This window comes from Gimesia algae (assembly GCF_007746795.1).
In the GTDB taxonomy this organism is placed as follows: Bacteria; Planctomycetota; Planctomycetia; order Planctomycetales; family Planctomycetaceae; genus Gimesia; species Gimesia algae.
Window position 1 is genome coordinate 6,904,910 of the sequence record NZ_CP036343.1, and the last position, 17,222, is coordinate 6,922,131.

A 17,222-nucleotide genomic window follows, 5' to 3' on the forward strand; every position below is an offset into this window, starting at 1 on the left:
GTTTAAAACAGAAGTCAGGTCTCTCTCGTGTGCAGAGATCTGACTTTTTTCTTTGCACACTGGTTTGTATATCTTCCCACCTGTTGAAATTCTGATTTCAATATTTTTTCCATGTAAAGGACGGGTGTGCTGTGGATTCAGCAGTCAGATTTCGATAACGTCGTCTGGTCTGTCACAAATCTCAATATTAAATTTTTTCTTACTCTCAGGAAGAAGACGCTCTTAATGAAAATTGATGCTCGGATTCGCGTTGTTGTATTACTGGCATGCGGTATGTTTTTGTTTGATGGTTGCAGCTCCGGACCCGATGATGTCCCGGAAACAGGCACTGTTACCGGAACAGTTACCCTGGATGGCGCTCCGCTCGAAGAAGCTTTGGTTCAATTCCAGCCGGAAAGCGGGCGGATCTCATCAGGTACTACAGATGCTGAAGGAAAATATGAGTTGGATTACACGGGGATACTCAAAGGAGCCAAAATCGGAACACATAAGGTGAGCATCACCACGTTCAAGGCTCCTGAAGAAAATCTGGAAACGAAGGAAGCACAAAAACAGATTCCCAAAGAGAAAGTCCCCGCCCAATACAATCAGGACACCACGCTGACGGCCGAAGTTAACGCCGGTGAAAATACAATCGATTTCGATTTACAGTCAAAATAATCGATCCGACTGAAATAATTCGCTGCTCGCAGCAATGCCACTTAGTTCTGCATTCCACTGCGCCGCCTCGCGATTTCAGCCAGTTGTAATGCGTGCTTCTGGAATGGCTTGCGCCCGGTCTGTTCATAGAACCGGGCCAGTTGTTCCAGACTCCGGGCAGCAGCCTGAAACTCTTCTGCAGTCAGATTTGAATCTGGTGACATCACCAGAGGCTCCAGACCTTGTTCTGCCAGTTCAAACTCGGGGTGCTCTTCCAACAGTTGATTCAAATCTGCCAGTGCCTCGGAATGCTGTTCCAGTCGAATTTTATTTCGGGCGAGATTGTATCGCGCAAAAGAATTCCGTGGATCGAGGCGGAGGGCTTTCTGCCAGAATTGGGCCGCTGTTTCAAACAGATCTACTGTGTTTTCCTGCTGAGACGTTTCAGCGGCTTTCTCATACGCACTCCCCAGATTATTACAGATTTCTGCGTCATCCGGATCCAGTTTGTGAGCCTGTTCCAGATGTTTTATTGCCGCCTGCCACTCCCGGGTCTGCGTTAAGATACTGCCGAGGAAGCGTTGAATCTGCAGATTATCGGGATATTTCTCGGCAAGAGGCAGCAACAGATCGCGTGCTTCGTGAAAACGTTCCAGCTGCATCAGGGCAGACGCCAGTTGAATCGCTTGACCAGTATCATCCGATCCGACCTGTTTTTTCAGTCGGTTCACCTGTTGCAGTATCCGCTGGCGTGACTGTAGAAACTGGTAAAAGGCGGCTTCGTCTTCCGGATAACCAGCCTGTATTCTGCCCGATTGCGGCAGCATGCAGAGTAAAGTCGTCAAGATCACAAACGGCACTGCAGCCAATCTGGGCCAGCGAACTACAACCGGTCTGGACCAGGCAGCCCAAAGCCAGTCAATCCCCACAGCAGCAAACAGCAGCCAAAGCGGAAGCAGTCCCGCGCGAAACCGTCCAAAATTATAAATGAGTAAGATCGAAATGATATGCGCCAGCAGTAACCCGATCGGCAGGAGCAACTGCTTGCGCCGGGGGAAAGAGACGATCAGGCCCAGACATCCCAGCCCGCTGAACAGCCCAAAGGTGGGAAGATACGCCAGCGGCGCAATAAATTCTCGAGTCGTCTGAAAATAGGCACTGTCTGGCACTTCGTAGTCATTCAGCAGAATCTGTAATTTTGTGATTGTCAGCTTCAAAGTTCGCAGAGGATTGGCGGCCGCGTATTTCATGCCCTGCCAGAACCAGTATCGCGAACACGCCGCTGGTGACAACGTGGGTTGTCCTGTTCGCTGGCGGGCCTCTAAGCGAAAGTCTTCATGTTCAAACAGCGGATGTGTGCGAATGAATGGAGGCGGTGAATAATAGCCGTTCGCATCCGGCCCCTGAGCCATATAAAACACTTCACCACCGCCCGTCGTCACCGCAATAAATTCTCCCGTTACCAGGGTATTTCGAATTGCAACAGGAATCAGCACCACCGCGCACGCACAAATTAAGACGAGAACTGATTGATATCGAACCTTCTTCATTACTCGATCGGCGTCTGAACTCTGCCAGAGAAACAGCAACACCGGGAACATCAGCAGGATATGGTTTTCACGAACCAGAACTGCTAATCCGATCGATATACCTGCCAGCCACAACCAGAGCAGATGCTGCTGTTCCCGGAAACGCAGGCACGCATAAAGTATCAACGCCGTAAAAAACGGGCTGAGGAACGTTTTCATCAGCATGACATCATAAAAGACGAGCGGCCCGAATCCGGCTGTCAGGATGCCTGCGATGAGAGCCACTCTTTGACTAAACAGCCTCCGGGCAGAGGCGTAGATTAACAGGCAGGTTCCACTACCCACGCAAGCCTGCAGGGTCAGAATCAGCGCCTCCGGACTGTCAAACAGCCAGTACCAGAAGCCAAGAAAATACGCATATAACGGGCCCTGTGTAAACGCTGCGGTTGCATCTGCCGTCTCCTGGGAGAGATCCAGTCCCCAGTCACGATAGAACTGGTGATCTGTACGATAATGCCCTGACAGGGGAGAATTGAGATACGACACCAGATAAAACAAACGTACGCAGAGCGCCAGACAGTAAATGCCTGCTCCCTGCCACCAGCCTTTCCCTGGCTTCGAATTGTCTTTGCGCTTCAATTCCATTTTTTTGACTGACAGTCTGCTGTTAGAGTCACTGTCTGTAGAGTACGAAAAAGCCCGACTTCTTAAAAATAAGAAGTCGGGCCATTTTAAAAGTCTCTGCTCAGGTTAACCAGTCACCTGATTAGAATTCGCCGAGCACATTTCCATCATTGATGGAAGCAAGATGGTCATAAGTCGTCTTGTCGATATTCTCACTCAGGAAAATGACGCGGCCATCACCCAGCAGGAAATGAGCCCCGCCGACATGCGAACTGCTGAAGCCATATTGTGCGTTCGTCGTTCCATTAATCTGAGTCGACATCAGATACAGCGAAGGATCGGACTCCCGCAGGAACTGAGGCGCACCGTGGATTTGATAGCCAGCACTGGCTCCTGATGAACCAATCCAGACACCGCCAATATTCGCACCCTGGGTGGTCCGTTCGCCTCCCAACATGGTGTTACTTACGCCGTCGGTTAGATCGCGGATGCGGACATCACTGTTACGACCAAAGGCAATAATCGGAGCAGAAGCAGGATACTTCGAACCCACGGTCAGGTAATTAGACTTACCATAACCACCGGAAATATCTGAGTTGGTTCCCCCCATCGGATCGGAAGGGCAGATAAATGCAGGCAGAATCGTTTTCGCGGGACCACTTGTAATGGCAGTCAGTGTATTCCACTTTTTGTCAAACCCTCCATTGGTCTGAATCTGATTATACAGATTCGCCTGATCGATATAAGGAAGAATGAAGGTACCCCAGCCAATGAAATTGTTGTAGTCGCCAGTTCCGGCGCGGCAGTAACCGGGAGGGAAAACCCGCTGCGTATCGTGGTAATTATGAAGCGCTAAACCAATCTGTTTGAAGTTGTTTTTACAACTACTTCTACGGGCAGCTTCACGCGCCTGTTGCACGGCAGGCAATAATAAAGCAATTAAAATGGCAATAATGGCGATCACAACGAGAAGTTCAATTAATGTGAACGCCCTTCTTCGTAGAGTCATTTTCAACTGAGTCTCCATCCATATTAACATCAAAAAACAAAATGGTGGTGCGAGCTACAATGCAAACACCGGATAGATCAATCTGTAAAATCACATTTTTTACTTAGAATTTGTGTAAAAAAGTTTGAATCAGATTTGTAGATGATTTGATAAATATTGATAAATAAGGAAAGGTTAATTTTATATATCTTCAGGAAGCCTGCTCTGTCCATTCTAAAGGCACTGATTTATCTCAACTAATTAAAATGACCTGTTTACACCAGCACAAATAGATACATAATACCCGTAAACCCAGATAAACACTGGCTTTATCTACAGTACCCCGAAGAGGGCGAACTGCTTTAGTCACTCCTCTTAATACGTTCTTAACGCGGATATAGCTGGCGCTGAAATGGAGTTGAGCGGTCAGGAGTCTCCTAATTCACCACGACATAACTATTCGTATGAACAGACATCATCGGCTTCATCAAGGCAGAATTAGACACATCAGATTTCGGGTCGAAGCGCTAGTGGGCTATCTGAGTTAATCCCGAAATCGTGCCGCCTGTTCCTGTCGCTGAGTCTGGAGCGCGTCTGTGGTGACTTCTTCGGAATACCGCCAGACCATCTCAACCATTTGCGCGTGATCAATGGGCTTTGACAAGTAATCATCACAGCCTCCCTGCAGGCAGCGTTCGCGATCTCCCTTCATGGCGTCGGCGGTGAGCGCGATAATCGGTGATTCCAGACCTGCAGCCCGCAGCTCTGAAATCGCCTGTAAGCCATCCATCTTAGGCATCTGCATATCCATCAGGATCACATCAAACGGATCACCCGCATCACGGGCAATCAACGCCATATCGACCCCCTGTTGTCCGTCTTCGGCTGAGGACACAGCCGCTCCTGCTTTCTCCAGGAAATGCTGACTGATATGCCGGACTTCACGTCGGTCATCAACGACCAGTACGCGACAGTTGAGACGATGGACTTTCGGTGCCGGATCTGCACCATCTGTTTTTCTCTCCAGGATGCCAGATTCAATCAGCGGAATCCCTTTGATGGAACCGGCGGGAAGTCGCACTCGGAAAACAGACCCCTGCCCCACCTCACTCTTGACCTTGAGCTGGCCTTTCAGCATCTGTACCAGTCGCTTACTGATCGCCAGCCCGAGTCCGCTGCCTCCATACGCTCTTGTGACCGAAGAATCTCCCTGTGAGAACGGTTTAAACAGACGCTGAATCTGGTCATCACTCATGCCAATCCCTGTGTCCTGCACGGCAAATTCGATGGTCGGCGTCTCAGCATCAGCCAGCAGTCTGATCACCAGTCGCACCTCGCCCTGATCGGTAAATTTGATAGCATTTCCAATCAGATTGATCAGAATCTGACGCAGACGGGTTGCATCGGTCATGATCAATTCGGGCACCTTCCCGGAAAACTTGATATTCAACATCAGGTTCTTTTCGTCAGCCCGTACCTGCATCAGCGCTTGAACGTCCGCAACCAGTTCACGGAGAGGTGCTTCTTTCAGATCGACTTCCAGTTTACCGGCTTCAATCCGTGATAGATCAAGAATATCATTAATCAATTCCAGCAGGTGTTCCCCATTCCGCTTCATGATCATGACGCAGTTCAGATTATCGGGATCATTCAGATGCCCAAGCAGAACATCGGCGTAACCTAAAACAGCAGCCATCGGAGTGCGAATTTCATGACTCATATTCGCCAGAAATTCACTCTTGGCAAGGTTAGCCTGCGATGCCTGCTGTTCGCTATCCCGTAATGTTTCTTCCATCTCTTTACGGGCAGTGATGTCCTGTACGATAGAACTCACTCCCCAAACCTCACCGCTCCTGTGTGTCAACGGGTGATAATTCACCAGCCAGCAGCGTTCTTTTTCACTGGCAGGAGTCGTGCCACGCACTTCCTGATTTTTCACAGCCTTACCTGTCCGGAAGACTTTTTCATAGAGCGGTTTGATCCGGTCTGCAATTCCAGGAACTAAGTCAAAATAGACTTGACCCAGATGCGCTTCTCGGGGTATTCCATTAATGCGGGCCAGCGTATCATTGATCCGCAGATAACGATATTCGCGATCAACCAGCCCCATGCCTACAGGTGCCGTATCGTAAATCAGTTCCAGCTCGCGTTTCTGGCGACTGGACTCAGCTTCGGCTGCACTCAGACTTTCTTCTGCCATCCGCTGCTCATGAATATCACTCACCGTGCCAACCCATTCCAGGATTTGTCCATCCTGATCAAAGACCGGAACGGCTTCTGTAATCACGGGGCGATACGATTCGCTCTTTGCGTGCCAGATATGACCATGAATACGATAACTGGTATGACCATGCTCACGGTAACTACTATGTTTCTCGGTTGGCTTACTCCACAGAGCAGACAGTTCAGCGCGATCTTCAGGCAGCAGGGCTTTCAGCCACCCGTCACCCTGATGGTTTTCCCAGGTCTGCCCGGTGAAACGCTGCCAGGAGATCTGCGGTACAATAAACTTCCCCTGCGGATCAGTGGTCCAGATAATACTGCTGGTACTATTTAAGAAGGCTTCATAGCGGGACTGCATCCAGCGCAGGTCCCTTTCGATTTCCTTCCGCTGCTCGACTTCTTCCAACAGTCGTGTATTGGTTGCTGCGATCGAGGGCAACTGCAACAGACGCGGCATATATTTGATCAGCACAATCACCGCTGCCCAGGAAACAATGGCTGTCGCCAGTTTCAACAATCCCGATATTCGATAAATCGGATACCAGAATATGATCGCCTCGACCAGATGCACTGTGCCACACAACAGGATGAACGCAGCGAATAAGCCAAAAAGCCTGGTATAGGGAATGTCACGCCGTTTAAAAGTGAAATAGAGCAGTACAACAGGGATCGCTGTATAAGCAGACCACGTGCCGACATCGGAAAGTATATGCAGCCAGCCTTCGCCGCTGGTCCAGTTGCCACAATTCCAGCGGGCAGGATAGTCCGACGTATCAAAGAGCTTCGAAAAGAACTCAACCATCCACTCAGCTTTCTCCCCTGTTTACCAGGTACGCTTCCAAACTGACGCTTTTCATTTCAGATACCAACGAAGGGGATTCCACTGTATCCGTTTATTCCCCGACCTGTTCCGTTTCTCAGACACTTAACGTCACTTTCACGATGCTGATTTACCAGGAAGACAGGGTACAATACTCCAGAGTTTCGGCATTATGCCACCATAACCACTCACTGGTTGCATTCTATCTGTAATAGATTTGTGATGAGGTTAGTGTATACAGTCGTTTTAACTTTCTCAATAGTTTAATTTTCCGACGGCAGTGGATGTACGCACTCAATCGGATCGCTGCAAGTCCTTGATAAAACTGGCTCAAACAAGTCTGAAAACAGCCTCTCTGCGTACTGTCAGATTGACTGAGCAAGACCCTTATCGTCAATTATCTCGACCGAGTTTTCCCGAAGTTAGACTGCCTCACCCAGGTCAAACCCGTGTCGATTCAGAGGACAGCCCATTCATCAGGTCCGACAAAATGCCGCAGCTAGTTCCTGCCAATCGGGTAAATCCCCAGGTTCCATTGGATACTTCCCGAAAATTCACGCCCCTCGTCGAGCGAGATATCCTCCATCCGAAAGATGCTCTGAAGCATACACAGCTCAGGATCCGGAAGCCCCTGCTCACTTAACCAACTGGGAGCAGCCGAGCCTTTCAGCCCCAGTCGAGACAGGCCACTCAAATCACACAGGCTTAGCTTGTACATTGTTCTCTGTTCCTGCTCGCGAGTTCTTCAAATCGCCCTCCTGATTGAGCGCAATGATTTGGATACCCACGATACCCACCCCGACCTGACAAAAACCGACAAGTCCACCGCAAATACAACGGCACCGCCCCCCTTCTTCCAGGCCGCTTTTACACTGGCGGGGAAAGTGAACTGGTAGGGGTTTGAATTTGTTTCAGAGTATTGGAATGATTGCTGATTGCCGTATGTTCGATTTTCAACTTCAAAATGATACCTGAATCGATGGTGACAGTCTTGTCCTGGTATTGCTCAGAGCTTTGATTATACTGTAGATTCATCCTGATCACACTTCTGGGGCAATTAGATCATGGCACGTAATTGGACTCGTGACGAACTGATTCTAGCCATGAGCCTTTATTGTCGCTTACCATTTGGGAAGTTTGACAAAGGAAACCCCGATGTCATCCAACTGGCTGATGCCATTGATCGAACACACTCAAGTGTAGCGATGAAACTCTCTAATCTGGCGTCTCTTGATCCGTTCCATCAGGAACGAGGTATCAAAGCACTTCCTAATGCTTCTAAAGCTGACCGACAAATCTGGCAGGAATTCCATTCTGACTGGGAAGGATTAGCGGATGAATGCCTACGACTTGAAATTGAATATCACCTTCAGCCAGTCGAAGATGCTATTGAGGAACAGTCGCTATTTGAAGGCGAAACAGAATCGACTCGCGTGACAAAAGTCCGGCGTGCCCAGCGATTCTTCCGCTCGACAGTTTTGGCATCCTATGAATACCGTTGCTGTATCACTAAAATCGATCTCAAGGAATTGCTCATTGCGAGCCATATCATCCCCTGGAGTGAAGACTCAGCCAAGAGAGCAGACCCCCACAACGGTCTCTGCTTGAACGCGCTCCACGACAAAGCCTTTGATCGTGGCTTGATCACACTGGATGAGGAATACCGCCTGATCTATTCTCGATTACTTAGTGAATCTCTTTCAGTTAATGCAATGAATCAATTCTTCAAGCCATATGAAGGCAAAGCAATTCAATTTCCATTGCGATTCCGTCCAGATCAGAATTGTCTGCGGAGACACAGGGAACACATTTTTCTTACCTGAATCCTACTGTTATTGTAGAATAATACTCTGAACAAAATTCACTCTAAACTTCTGAATTCAGACACTGTGAGAAAAGATACTTCTTAAGAGGCCCAAGTATGACTTCCAATTACCTGACTCGTCGTGATTTCATCCACACTTCCCTTTATTCTCTCGCCGCTGTATCTGCTGCCGGAACGGCTGCGGTGCAGGCCGTGGAATCGAGAGAGTCGCTGATTAGCTCCATCTCCAAAGAAACGCTGTTTCGCAATCGCGATGGTGCAGGTATCACGTGGTTTCATCCACGGGGGTGTATGATTCCGGGGGCGAACGGAAACGCGACGTTTTTTATGAACCTGCAGGAGATCGGGGGTTCCGACTACTTCGGGCCGGTTCACTGGTGTGAATCGAATGATCGCGGGAAGACGTGGACAAAGCCGGCGCCGATTCCTGCGCTGGACCGTGATCCGGTCAAGGGGCATCCAGGTCTGCAGGCGGGCGTCTGTGATGTCACGCCGCAGTATCACCCGCAGACCGGGACCATCCTCTCGCTGGGACATGTCGTCTTTTATCGAGGGCCGCGGTTTGCAAAGGGGGATCAACTGGCCCGCTACCCTGTGTATGCTGTGCGTGACAAAGCAGGGCAATGGTCTGAGCGGAAGATTCTCAAATGGGATGATCCGCGCGGCTCAGAAATCTATACCAACAACTGTGGACAGCGTTTCGTCATGCCGAACGGCGATATTATGATGTCATTTACCTTCGGCGCGAACAAACAACCGCGGATGGTGGCAGGCGTCCACTGTGCTTTTGACGGGTCTGAGCTGACAATCCGCGAAGTCGGACCACCATTACAAAATGAAATCGGGCGTGGCTTGCTGGAACCTTCGATCACGCGGTTCCAGGACAAGTTCTTTATGACCATTCGCGCCGAAGACGGGCACGGCTATGTCGCGGTCAGCCCGGACGGATTGAACTACAAACCGCAGACGGCATGGGCCTTCGACGACGGCACGCCCATCGGCATGTCGACCACGCAACAACACTGGCTCACCCATTCCGACAGTCTGTTCCTGGTCTACACCCGCAAAGATCAGACAAACGCCAACGTCATCCGCTGGCGCTCGCCGCTCTGGGTCGCGCAGGTCGATCCGGAGAAGCTCTGTCTGATTCGCGAAACCGAACAGGTTGTTCTGCCCCTGGTCGGGGATGGCGTGAACGATCCCAACCAGGTCGCACTGATGGGCAACTTCGCTGTCACGAACGTCAGCCCGCAAGAATCGTGCATCACCGTCGGCGAATGGATGCCTCGCAACCAAGCGAAAGGCGACGTGCTGCTCGGCCGGATCAAGTGGAACAAGCCGAATCGTAGTGTACCCGACTTTGTGAGTTAAACCTGATCGCCCCTACTCACTTTTATCTGGTGAATCCAGCAGTTCCACTCGCCAGATGAGCCGTTGCTGTTTCTGAGTGGTTTTGCGATTAAACAGATCCAGCGGCCCCTTCCCCGTACGGGCAATCGAAACTCCTTTGACTGACGGGACTCCGGCAATGGGCACGCGGGGGACCGTCAGTTTCTCTTTGATCGTATCATCAATTTGAAGCTCTGCATCAGACTGACTTTGATCCTGCTGGTTGTCAGCAAGATGCAGGTGCAGATTGTGCTGACCTGCCGACAGTTCCCGGGTGAAATAGTCTGTCTCGACTGGCTGTCCTCCGGAAGCATCGACCGAGAACAGATGCACGCGGGCAGTTTTTCCCTGCGGAACCACACAACTCCAGGCATGCCAGTTTTTGTAGTCGCGACGACCACCGCCGACAACCAGATGCCCCGGTTCTACCTGCAGCGGGACAAACTGATGGGAATGCTCCAGGTCCACCTGGTACAGTGGCTTCCCCTCCACGCTTTCCCGGACCGGGGCAATGAACTGCTTATGGACGCCGTCCCAGTAAATTTTGCGTGGTGCCTGGGTTCCATTGGGTAAAACGCCACAGACAAGATGATCCGGTCTACTGCCATTAAACCCTAAATCCAGATAACCAAATTCTGCCAGTGGCTGCGAAGGGCCTGGCTTGCCGCTCCAACTGGTCGCGTTCGCATAGCCATAAAAGGTGAGCGCGGGCTTGTCTTCTTGTCCGATCTGATACCAGTGCTGGATATATTCAAAGGGACCATGCGTTTCAAAAGCAGAGGTGGTAATGAAATAATCATCGGTCCCCCCCAGGTTATTGAGCATGACATTGCAGTAGGAACCTCGGGAAGAAGCCCAGCCCCCCAGCATTCGAATCAGTGTGCCTTCCGCATCGAAGACAAACGCGGCCCGAGGCGGAAACCGGAGTTTGGGTTTGAGCTCCCAGGTAGCGTCTTTGGGGCGGACTGCACATAACACGATGACGCGTTCGCCCTGCGGTGTGGCAATCGTAGCGATCGGAGATCGTTCAGACTTTTTTGAACTGTTTTTCCCAATCAGGTTCCAGTCGCTCGTAAATTGAAGCGGTGTGGCAGCGTCGAACTGATTCATTTTCAGCAGTCCATTAAGAACGACCATTGAGGGTTGTGTCTGCAGTTTTTTGAGAAGTAGTTTCGGCAAATGACTCAATAGTGCTTCCGGCTTTTCATAGGCGACAGCAACATCAAAGAACTGGTTTTTCTCCTTGGGGGCTTCTTTGGAAATGGTCAGCACAACCACCCGCCCGTCAGCTTCGCGGGGAATGATCAGTCTTTTGCGTTGTACGTAAGCGTCGCGTAATGTGCCTTCTATTTTCACACGCCCCTGAACGGTAATTCGCAGTCGGGAGACCGCCTCCCCGTTGACTTCCAATGGAAGCTGCAGGCGAACGATGCCGTCATCCCCCGTTTTCTCTGAGGCCATTGGCCCAAACCGCTGGGACGCCCAGAGCTGCCAGTCATCAGGAGCGTTTTCAAAGGCGATTTCGTTCACAGTGACGGTGATACCGGGAACCGGTTCAGCGTTTTGATTCACGACAAGAATTTCCCGTGATGAGACCGGCACATATTTTTCCATCGTAATGGTCCGTCGCAGCGTTTTACCGCCTGACAGATCAATTAAGGCGTATCGCCTCGGCCCATCTTCAAAGGAGTTGGGGTAAATCGGCATTTGATACCCATCCGCAGAAACCTTGTAGGATTCACTGTCGTCGGCGGGCAGATTCCGTACCCGGGCAATTCCCTGTGCATCCGTTTTCACACCCAGAAAGGTATCGTTCCCCCATTGATAGCGCTGTTTGACTTCCTCATTGTTATGACGAATAATCTGGTTCGACATCTCTAAGGAGACTATCGCCGGAATGAACAGCTCCCCACTAAAAAATAACCCGTTGGGATTGAATTTGACTGTCGCCCCTTCGATCGGTTGTCCAAGGGGATCGACCACTTTGACGTCCAGTGATGTCGTTGGCGTGCAGGGAAGTTCCACCTCGGTTTTATAAAGACCCTGTGTGAGCGGAAACAGGTGCGGCCAGAACGCGTCGTGCCGCTGGATGGCATTGTCGAGAATCGATTCCTCTCCGGCGTTGTGCCGCTTCAGATAGTTTTTCAATGACTGAACCGTCGGTCGCGTCGACTGATGACCGTCCACCAGCGCAAACAGCTGCACGTGACCGCCGGTCGGCAGGGAGTCGAATTCGAACGTGCCGTCTTCTTTCACATCCGCGGTCTGCTCCCAGGTCCAGCCTCCGCCGATCTTGTGATCCTGACCTTCATTGATATAGAGTTCCACGCAGCCATTTTTGAGTGGCCGCGGCACCGAGTCGTCCAGTCGACCTTCCAGACGGATGCCCGGTTCGAGGATCGCCACAATTGTGCCGTCCTCTTCCACACGTTCTGGACTGGTCACATCAATCAAGCGACTGAACAGAACGGTCCCCTCTTCTTTTCTCGCCACAACCCGCATCCAGCGACGGTCCAGTTCGACGACGGGTGAGGTAAAGTAACCCAGGCGCCGATCGTTCTGTTTGAATTCGCGACCCAGAATGTGCGAGTCTTCCAGCAGGGGATACGCATCGGGCAGTCGGTTTCCTTTCACATCCATCGCTTTGACACGAATGATCCGCCCCGGCTGCAGGACCAGCTTGGGACTGCCGCTGAGTGAATATTGTTTTCCGGCTTTTGCATAGCCCTCCGCTTCAGCAGAAATCTGTGCCCGGGCAGCGCCCTCAGGTACCTGGATGGTCACTTCCCCTTTCTGATTGGTGATCGGAGGATTGATGACAATTTTGAGCTGCATGTCACCTTCGTTATCCTCCCACCAGCCAACACGGACTTTGGCACCTTCAACGGGTTGATCCTTGTCGTCGACAACAGTCACGATTTTAGGTGTTGTCTGCTTCAGGTTGATGTCGGCTTTCCCCGGTTTTCTGACGCGGGACGCGTCAGCTTTCTTCGGATCTGCTTTGAGTTTTTCTTTGTTGTCTTTTGGTTCGGTATTTTTGACTTCTTCCGGCTGATCCGGTTTTTGTGCGATCACCTGGGGACTGAAACGAACAGAGGCAATGCCGACTGACAGCAGCACCGCCAACAACAGGCATGCATAGCAGCGTGAACGTTTCAGCCTGTGAATAGAGCGTGGAGTTTCCAGCCATTTTAACCTGCGGAGCAGGAAACTGCGATCGGCCATTGCAAGTGCCGACGCGCGGGTTTCTGCTCCCTGACGATGCAGCGCCCAGCCAGCCAACAACTGTCGATAGCTTTCAATGTCGTCAATCGAATCTGCGGCCAGCGCATCGGACATGTGCTCACACGCCAGCCGATGCCGTGCAGTCAACCGCCAGACCAGTGGATGAAACCACCAGATTGCAGACACGAGACGTGAAAGCAGGTCCCAGAATAAGTCGAAACTGGCCACATGCGATAATTCATGCATTAGAATCGCGCGGCGTTCTGATTGCGAAAGTTCGTTGATCCAGGATACCGGCAGTAACACCGTCGGTTGAATCAGTCCGATGGTACAGGGTCCTTCTAACTGCGACGAAACGCGCAGCGGTGGTACATGTTTGAGATTGAACTGCGCCGCCAGCGCATCACATTCTGGCTGTAGTGAAGCGGGCGCTGTTTCTGAATAATATAACAGTTTCCTCATGCGTTGAATCTGCCAGCCGATGCGCAGAAGTAACAGCAAACTGATGACGATCCAACAGACCAGCCACCAGGGGAATTCTGATTGAACTGGCGACGATGCCTGCCGGTTTGTAAGAGAACGCGTTCTGATATTAGATTCAACAAGAGTGACTGCCGCCGCTGATCGTTCTGGTTCAGATTGTGTATCTGAAGGAATATCGGCAACCAGTGGTTCTGATGATATCTTCGCGTCAGATTGTTTCGGCTCCGGAGAAATTCCCGGTAAGTTCAGTGGTACAGGTTGCAGGGAAACGGCAGGCTCCGGCTTTACGCTTTCTGAAATGACAGGTGTCTCATTTTCTCTGAAAGTCTCTGTCGAATCTGCGGTTTGTGACTCAACCGGGGGTAAAACCGCCAGACTGGTGACAGGCAGACAGAGACAGGCGAGCGGCATCAACAGCGCCGCTGAAATCAGGCAACGTGAGGTCAAAACAGACCAGCGCGGATTGTGGTTGCGGATCAGCCTCAGCGTCACCCAACCCAGTACCAGTAACAGACTAAGTCGGACCAGTGTGTATATGATGAAAGTGACGTCATCCATTTTCAGGTCCTCAACAAGTTTGAATTTCAAAAGGAAGAAAATCGCTGTCCGTCACGATTCGCCGCGGGCAATCTTCTTGAGCTGTTTGAGTTCTTCAGGACTCAAACGTTCCTTCTCAGCCAGTTCCATCAGCAGTTGGCCCGTGGAACCGCCGGTAAAGACTTCTGCCAGCCGCCGGACTGTCTGTCGCAGTTGTGTTTCGCGTTTGACCTTGGGTGTATACAGATAAGCCCGTCCATTTCGTTTCCGAGACAGCAGTCCCCGCTCGACCATGCCGACGAGCACACTCCGCAGAGTGCCGTTATCAATGTCCCAGCCAAACGATTCCTGCAGCTCAGCCGGTTTTTGAGGTGCGCTATTCCATAACAGTCGCAGCACTTCCAGTTCATTCTGATTGGGTTGATCCATACGAAAGCCTCGCTCCAAAAGGGAAAACGCCATTCCTATCTGTGATTTTTTCACACTTCGAGAGAGACTTCAAGAGCAATATGTGAGTTTTTCACAGTTTTATTTTATTCAACAAAGGACAGCTCAGTCAGACTGAGACTGTTTCAACCGCAGCAGCAGAGACGGCTCGTCGGTATAAATGCGTTCGATACCCTGTTTTAACAGTTGCTTCATGACTGCGGGATCGTTGACGGTCCAGGCGCCTGGTTCGAGACTGGCGGCTTTGATCTGCTGGACTTTCTCGAGAGTGATTCCTTTGAAATGCAGAACGAGTGCTTCGAAGCCACGCTGTTTGGCGATGTTGATGTCGGCTTCGAGATCCGTGTCGGCCCCTCGATCCCAGAAGACAGGGATTTCCGGCGCCAACTGCTTGACCTGCGTCATATAATTCAGGTTCCCATCATTGAAGCCGACCCAGGATTCCATCTTGAGCTGTCTGACCAGCGCGATGGTTTCTCTCACACAGTCTGCTTTGGGTTGAATCGAGACGCGAGTCTTCTGCTGCTGCTTTATCATGTTGAGCACCTCTTTCAACAGCGGCATCTGCTGAGGCGGGCATTCTTTTTTTGTCAGCTGATGTCGTTTACGGAAGTCAGTCGCGACGTCGACCGTTTTGAGTTCCTCAAAAGTCGAGTTAGCGACATCCAGATCCTTATCGCCGACGCGCTGTGTGGTTTTGTCGTGTGTGACGACCAGTTGACCATCCTTGGTCTGGAAGATATCGAGTTCGATCCAGTCTGCACCGACGGCAACTCCACTGCGAAAGGCGGGCATTGTGTTCTCGGGATGCGCTCCCGAATTCCCCCGGTGTGCGGTGACGCCGTTGTGCAGAAATGCAGGTTCCGCAGCAGACAGCAGTGTCGTCAGGGTCAGAGCGAATAGAATGGTAAACGTGGACTTCATCAGTAGAGACTCCCTTAAAATAGCCGAAAACCATGCTATCGGTTGGAGATGAACATCTCAAGAAGAGGCGATGAAATTCACTCAGGCGATGATATCGTGCACAACGTTGGTGGAGAACTGATGGGTCAGGCGTTCGCCCAGCCCGTTGCGTTCGTAAACCAGCCGTTCGTGATCCAGCCCCAGCAGATGCAACACCGTGGCGTGCCAGTCCTGGATGCTGACTCGATTTTCCACCGACGCGTAGCCGACTTCGTCGGTGTTACCGTAGACGAGCCCCTGTTTCACGCCTCCCCCGGCCATCCAGGCGGAGAAACCATACGGGCCATGATCGCGGCCGGCGACATTCATTTTCGCGCTGGAAGTGATCTGAGCGGTGGGCAGGCGGCCGAATTCGCCTCCCCAGAGAACAAGCGTCGAATCGAGCAGACCCCGCTGACGCAGGTCTTTCAACAGTCCGGCGACAGGCAGGTCGGTCTGACCGCAGGCGGACAGCAGCGATTTCTGGATCTTGGAATGATTGTCCCACATCTGGCCTCGAGTATAGAGTTGCACAAAGCGAACCCCCTTCTCGACCAGCCGGCGTGCCAGCAGACAGCGTCTGCCGAAGCTGTCGGTTTCTTTCTGATCGATGCCATACATATTAAGGGTGTCGGATGTCTCTTGTGAGATATCGAGCGTCTCTGTTGCTTCGAGCTGCATGTTAGCGGCCATCTCGTAATTCTGGATGCGGGCTTCCAGTTCCTGCTGACCAGGCCGCTGCTTCTGATGCATACGGTCGAGCTGTTTGAGTAGTTGTTGTTTATTGCGACTGACCTGTTCAGCGTGTGCGTAATCAGGAGCGAGATTGAGCAGCGGCGATCCGGTGGCTTTCATGCGTGTGCCCTGATACAGGGGCGAAAGATAACCGGACATCCAGTTATCCACATTATTGACGGGCAAGCGGTTGCTGGGATCGGCGAGCACCACGTAAGCAGGCAGGTTCTGGTTTTCATTTCCCAGCCCATAGGTAATCCAGGAACCCAAAGCCGGATGGCCCGGGAAAGTCTGCCCGGACTGCATTTTATAAATCGCCGGTTCGTGGTTGGGGTGCACGTTATACATGGAACGCACAATGGTCATCTGGTCGACTTCCTGCGCGATATGCGGCAGGGCATCAGAGACCCAGGCACCTGATTTCCCATGACGTTTGAATGCGAAGGGACTCTGCATCAGTTTACCGGTGCGGTCCGTTTCGAAGACAGCGTTGCCCGTCAGTTCGCGGGGCGCGGTCTGGCCATGATATTTTTTCAAAGCGGGTTTGGGATCGAACAGGTCGACCTGACTGGGACCTCCCTGCATACAGAGATGAATGACTGACGTGGCGCGGGGTTTGAAATGCGGACTCCGGGGCTTCAGGTTTTCCGGGAGACGCTGCGCATGATGTGTTTCTTCGGCTGCGAATGCCTGTGACTGTTGACCCAGCAGCGATGTCAGCGCGACGCCATACAGGCCGTCAGTCATGCGGTCAAAAAATCGACGCCGCGAGATTTCTGACATCAACTCAGGTTGTGCAGTGGAATCAGTCATGAT

Annotated in this window: 11 protein-coding genes; 3 read left to right on the forward strand and 8 right to left on the reverse strand. The window is 51.5% G+C overall.

Annotation, left to right across the window (positions count from 1 at the left end):
* Nucleotides 1–225: 225 nt before the first annotated feature.
* Nucleotides 226–660, forward strand: coding sequence for a carboxypeptidase regulatory-like domain-containing protein (locus Pan161_RS25990; RefSeq protein ID WP_145231663.1), 435 nt, complete (start codon nucleotides 226–228; stop codon nucleotides 658–660).
* A gap of 41 nt (nucleotides 661–701) precedes the next feature.
* Here Pan161_RS25990 and Pan161_RS25995 read toward each other — a convergent pair whose 3' ends face one another.
* The 4 genes from Pan161_RS25995 to Pan161_RS26010 form a co-directional block, all read right to left on the reverse strand.
* Nucleotides 702–2,807, reverse strand: a complete 2,106-nt coding sequence (locus tag Pan161_RS25995) for a glycosyltransferase family 39 protein (RefSeq protein WP_197995536.1) — start codon at nucleotides 2,805–2,807, stop codon at nucleotides 702–704.
* A gap of 127 nt (nucleotides 2,808–2,934) precedes the next feature.
* Complete coding sequence (locus tag Pan161_RS26000) at nucleotides 2,935–3,801, reverse strand: DUF1559 domain-containing protein (protein ID WP_145231665.1); 867 nt, start codon at nucleotides 3,799–3,801, stop codon at nucleotides 2,935–2,937.
* A gap of 523 nt (nucleotides 3,802–4,324) precedes the next feature.
* Nucleotides 4,325–6,805 carry an ATP-binding protein gene (locus tag Pan161_RS26005; protein ID WP_145231666.1) on the reverse strand — a complete coding sequence of 827 codons (2,481 nt, stop codon included), beginning with the start codon at nucleotides 6,803–6,805 and terminating at the stop codon, nucleotides 4,325–4,327.
* Between the two features lie 517 nt (nucleotides 6,806–7,322).
* A complete protein-coding gene (locus Pan161_RS26010) occupies nucleotides 7,323–7,541 on the reverse strand; it encodes a hypothetical protein (protein ID WP_145231667.1) in 219 nt (72 codons plus the stop codon).
* A gap of 346 nt (nucleotides 7,542–7,887) precedes the next feature.
* Between Pan161_RS26010 and Pan161_RS26015 the strand changes: the two genes are divergently transcribed.
* Nucleotides 7,888–8,646: an HNH endonuclease gene (locus Pan161_RS26015; RefSeq protein WP_145231668.1), complete on the forward strand. Its 759-nt coding sequence runs from the start codon at nucleotides 7,888–7,890 to the stop codon at nucleotides 8,644–8,646.
* Nucleotides 8,647–8,744: 98 nt separating this feature from the next.
* The gene (locus Pan161_RS26020; RefSeq protein WP_145231669.1) at nucleotides 8,745–10,019 is read left to right on the forward strand and encodes a sialidase family protein; all 1,275 of its coding nucleotides are present in this window, start codon (nucleotides 8,745–8,747) and stop codon (nucleotides 10,017–10,019) included.
* A gap of 12 nt (nucleotides 10,020–10,031) precedes the next feature.
* Here Pan161_RS26020 and Pan161_RS26025 read toward each other — a convergent pair whose 3' ends face one another.
* The 4 genes from Pan161_RS26025 to Pan161_RS26040 form a co-directional block, all read right to left on the reverse strand.
* A complete protein-coding gene (locus Pan161_RS26025) occupies nucleotides 10,032–14,303 on the reverse strand; it encodes a M56 family metallopeptidase (RefSeq protein WP_145231670.1) in 4,272 nt (1,423 codons plus the stop codon).
* A gap of 51 nt (nucleotides 14,304–14,354) precedes the next feature.
* Nucleotides 14,355–14,744 carry a BlaI/MecI/CopY family transcriptional regulator gene (locus tag Pan161_RS26030; RefSeq protein ID WP_145231671.1) on the reverse strand — a complete coding sequence of 130 codons (390 nt, stop codon included), beginning with the start codon at nucleotides 14,742–14,744 and terminating at the stop codon, nucleotides 14,355–14,357.
* A 90-nt stretch (nucleotides 14,745–14,834) separates the two neighbouring features.
* Nucleotides 14,835–15,653, reverse strand: a complete 819-nt coding sequence (locus Pan161_RS26035) for a glycerophosphodiester phosphodiesterase (RefSeq protein ID WP_145231672.1) — start codon at nucleotides 15,651–15,653, stop codon at nucleotides 14,835–14,837.
* 81 nt (nucleotides 15,654–15,734) lie between these two features.
* Nucleotides 15,735–17,219 (reverse strand): DUF1501 domain-containing protein, encoded by a 1,485-nt coding sequence (locus Pan161_RS26040; protein WP_145231673.1) that lies wholly within the window; start codon nucleotides 17,217–17,219, stop codon nucleotides 15,735–15,737.
* Nucleotides 17,220–17,222: the final 3 nt, after the last annotated feature.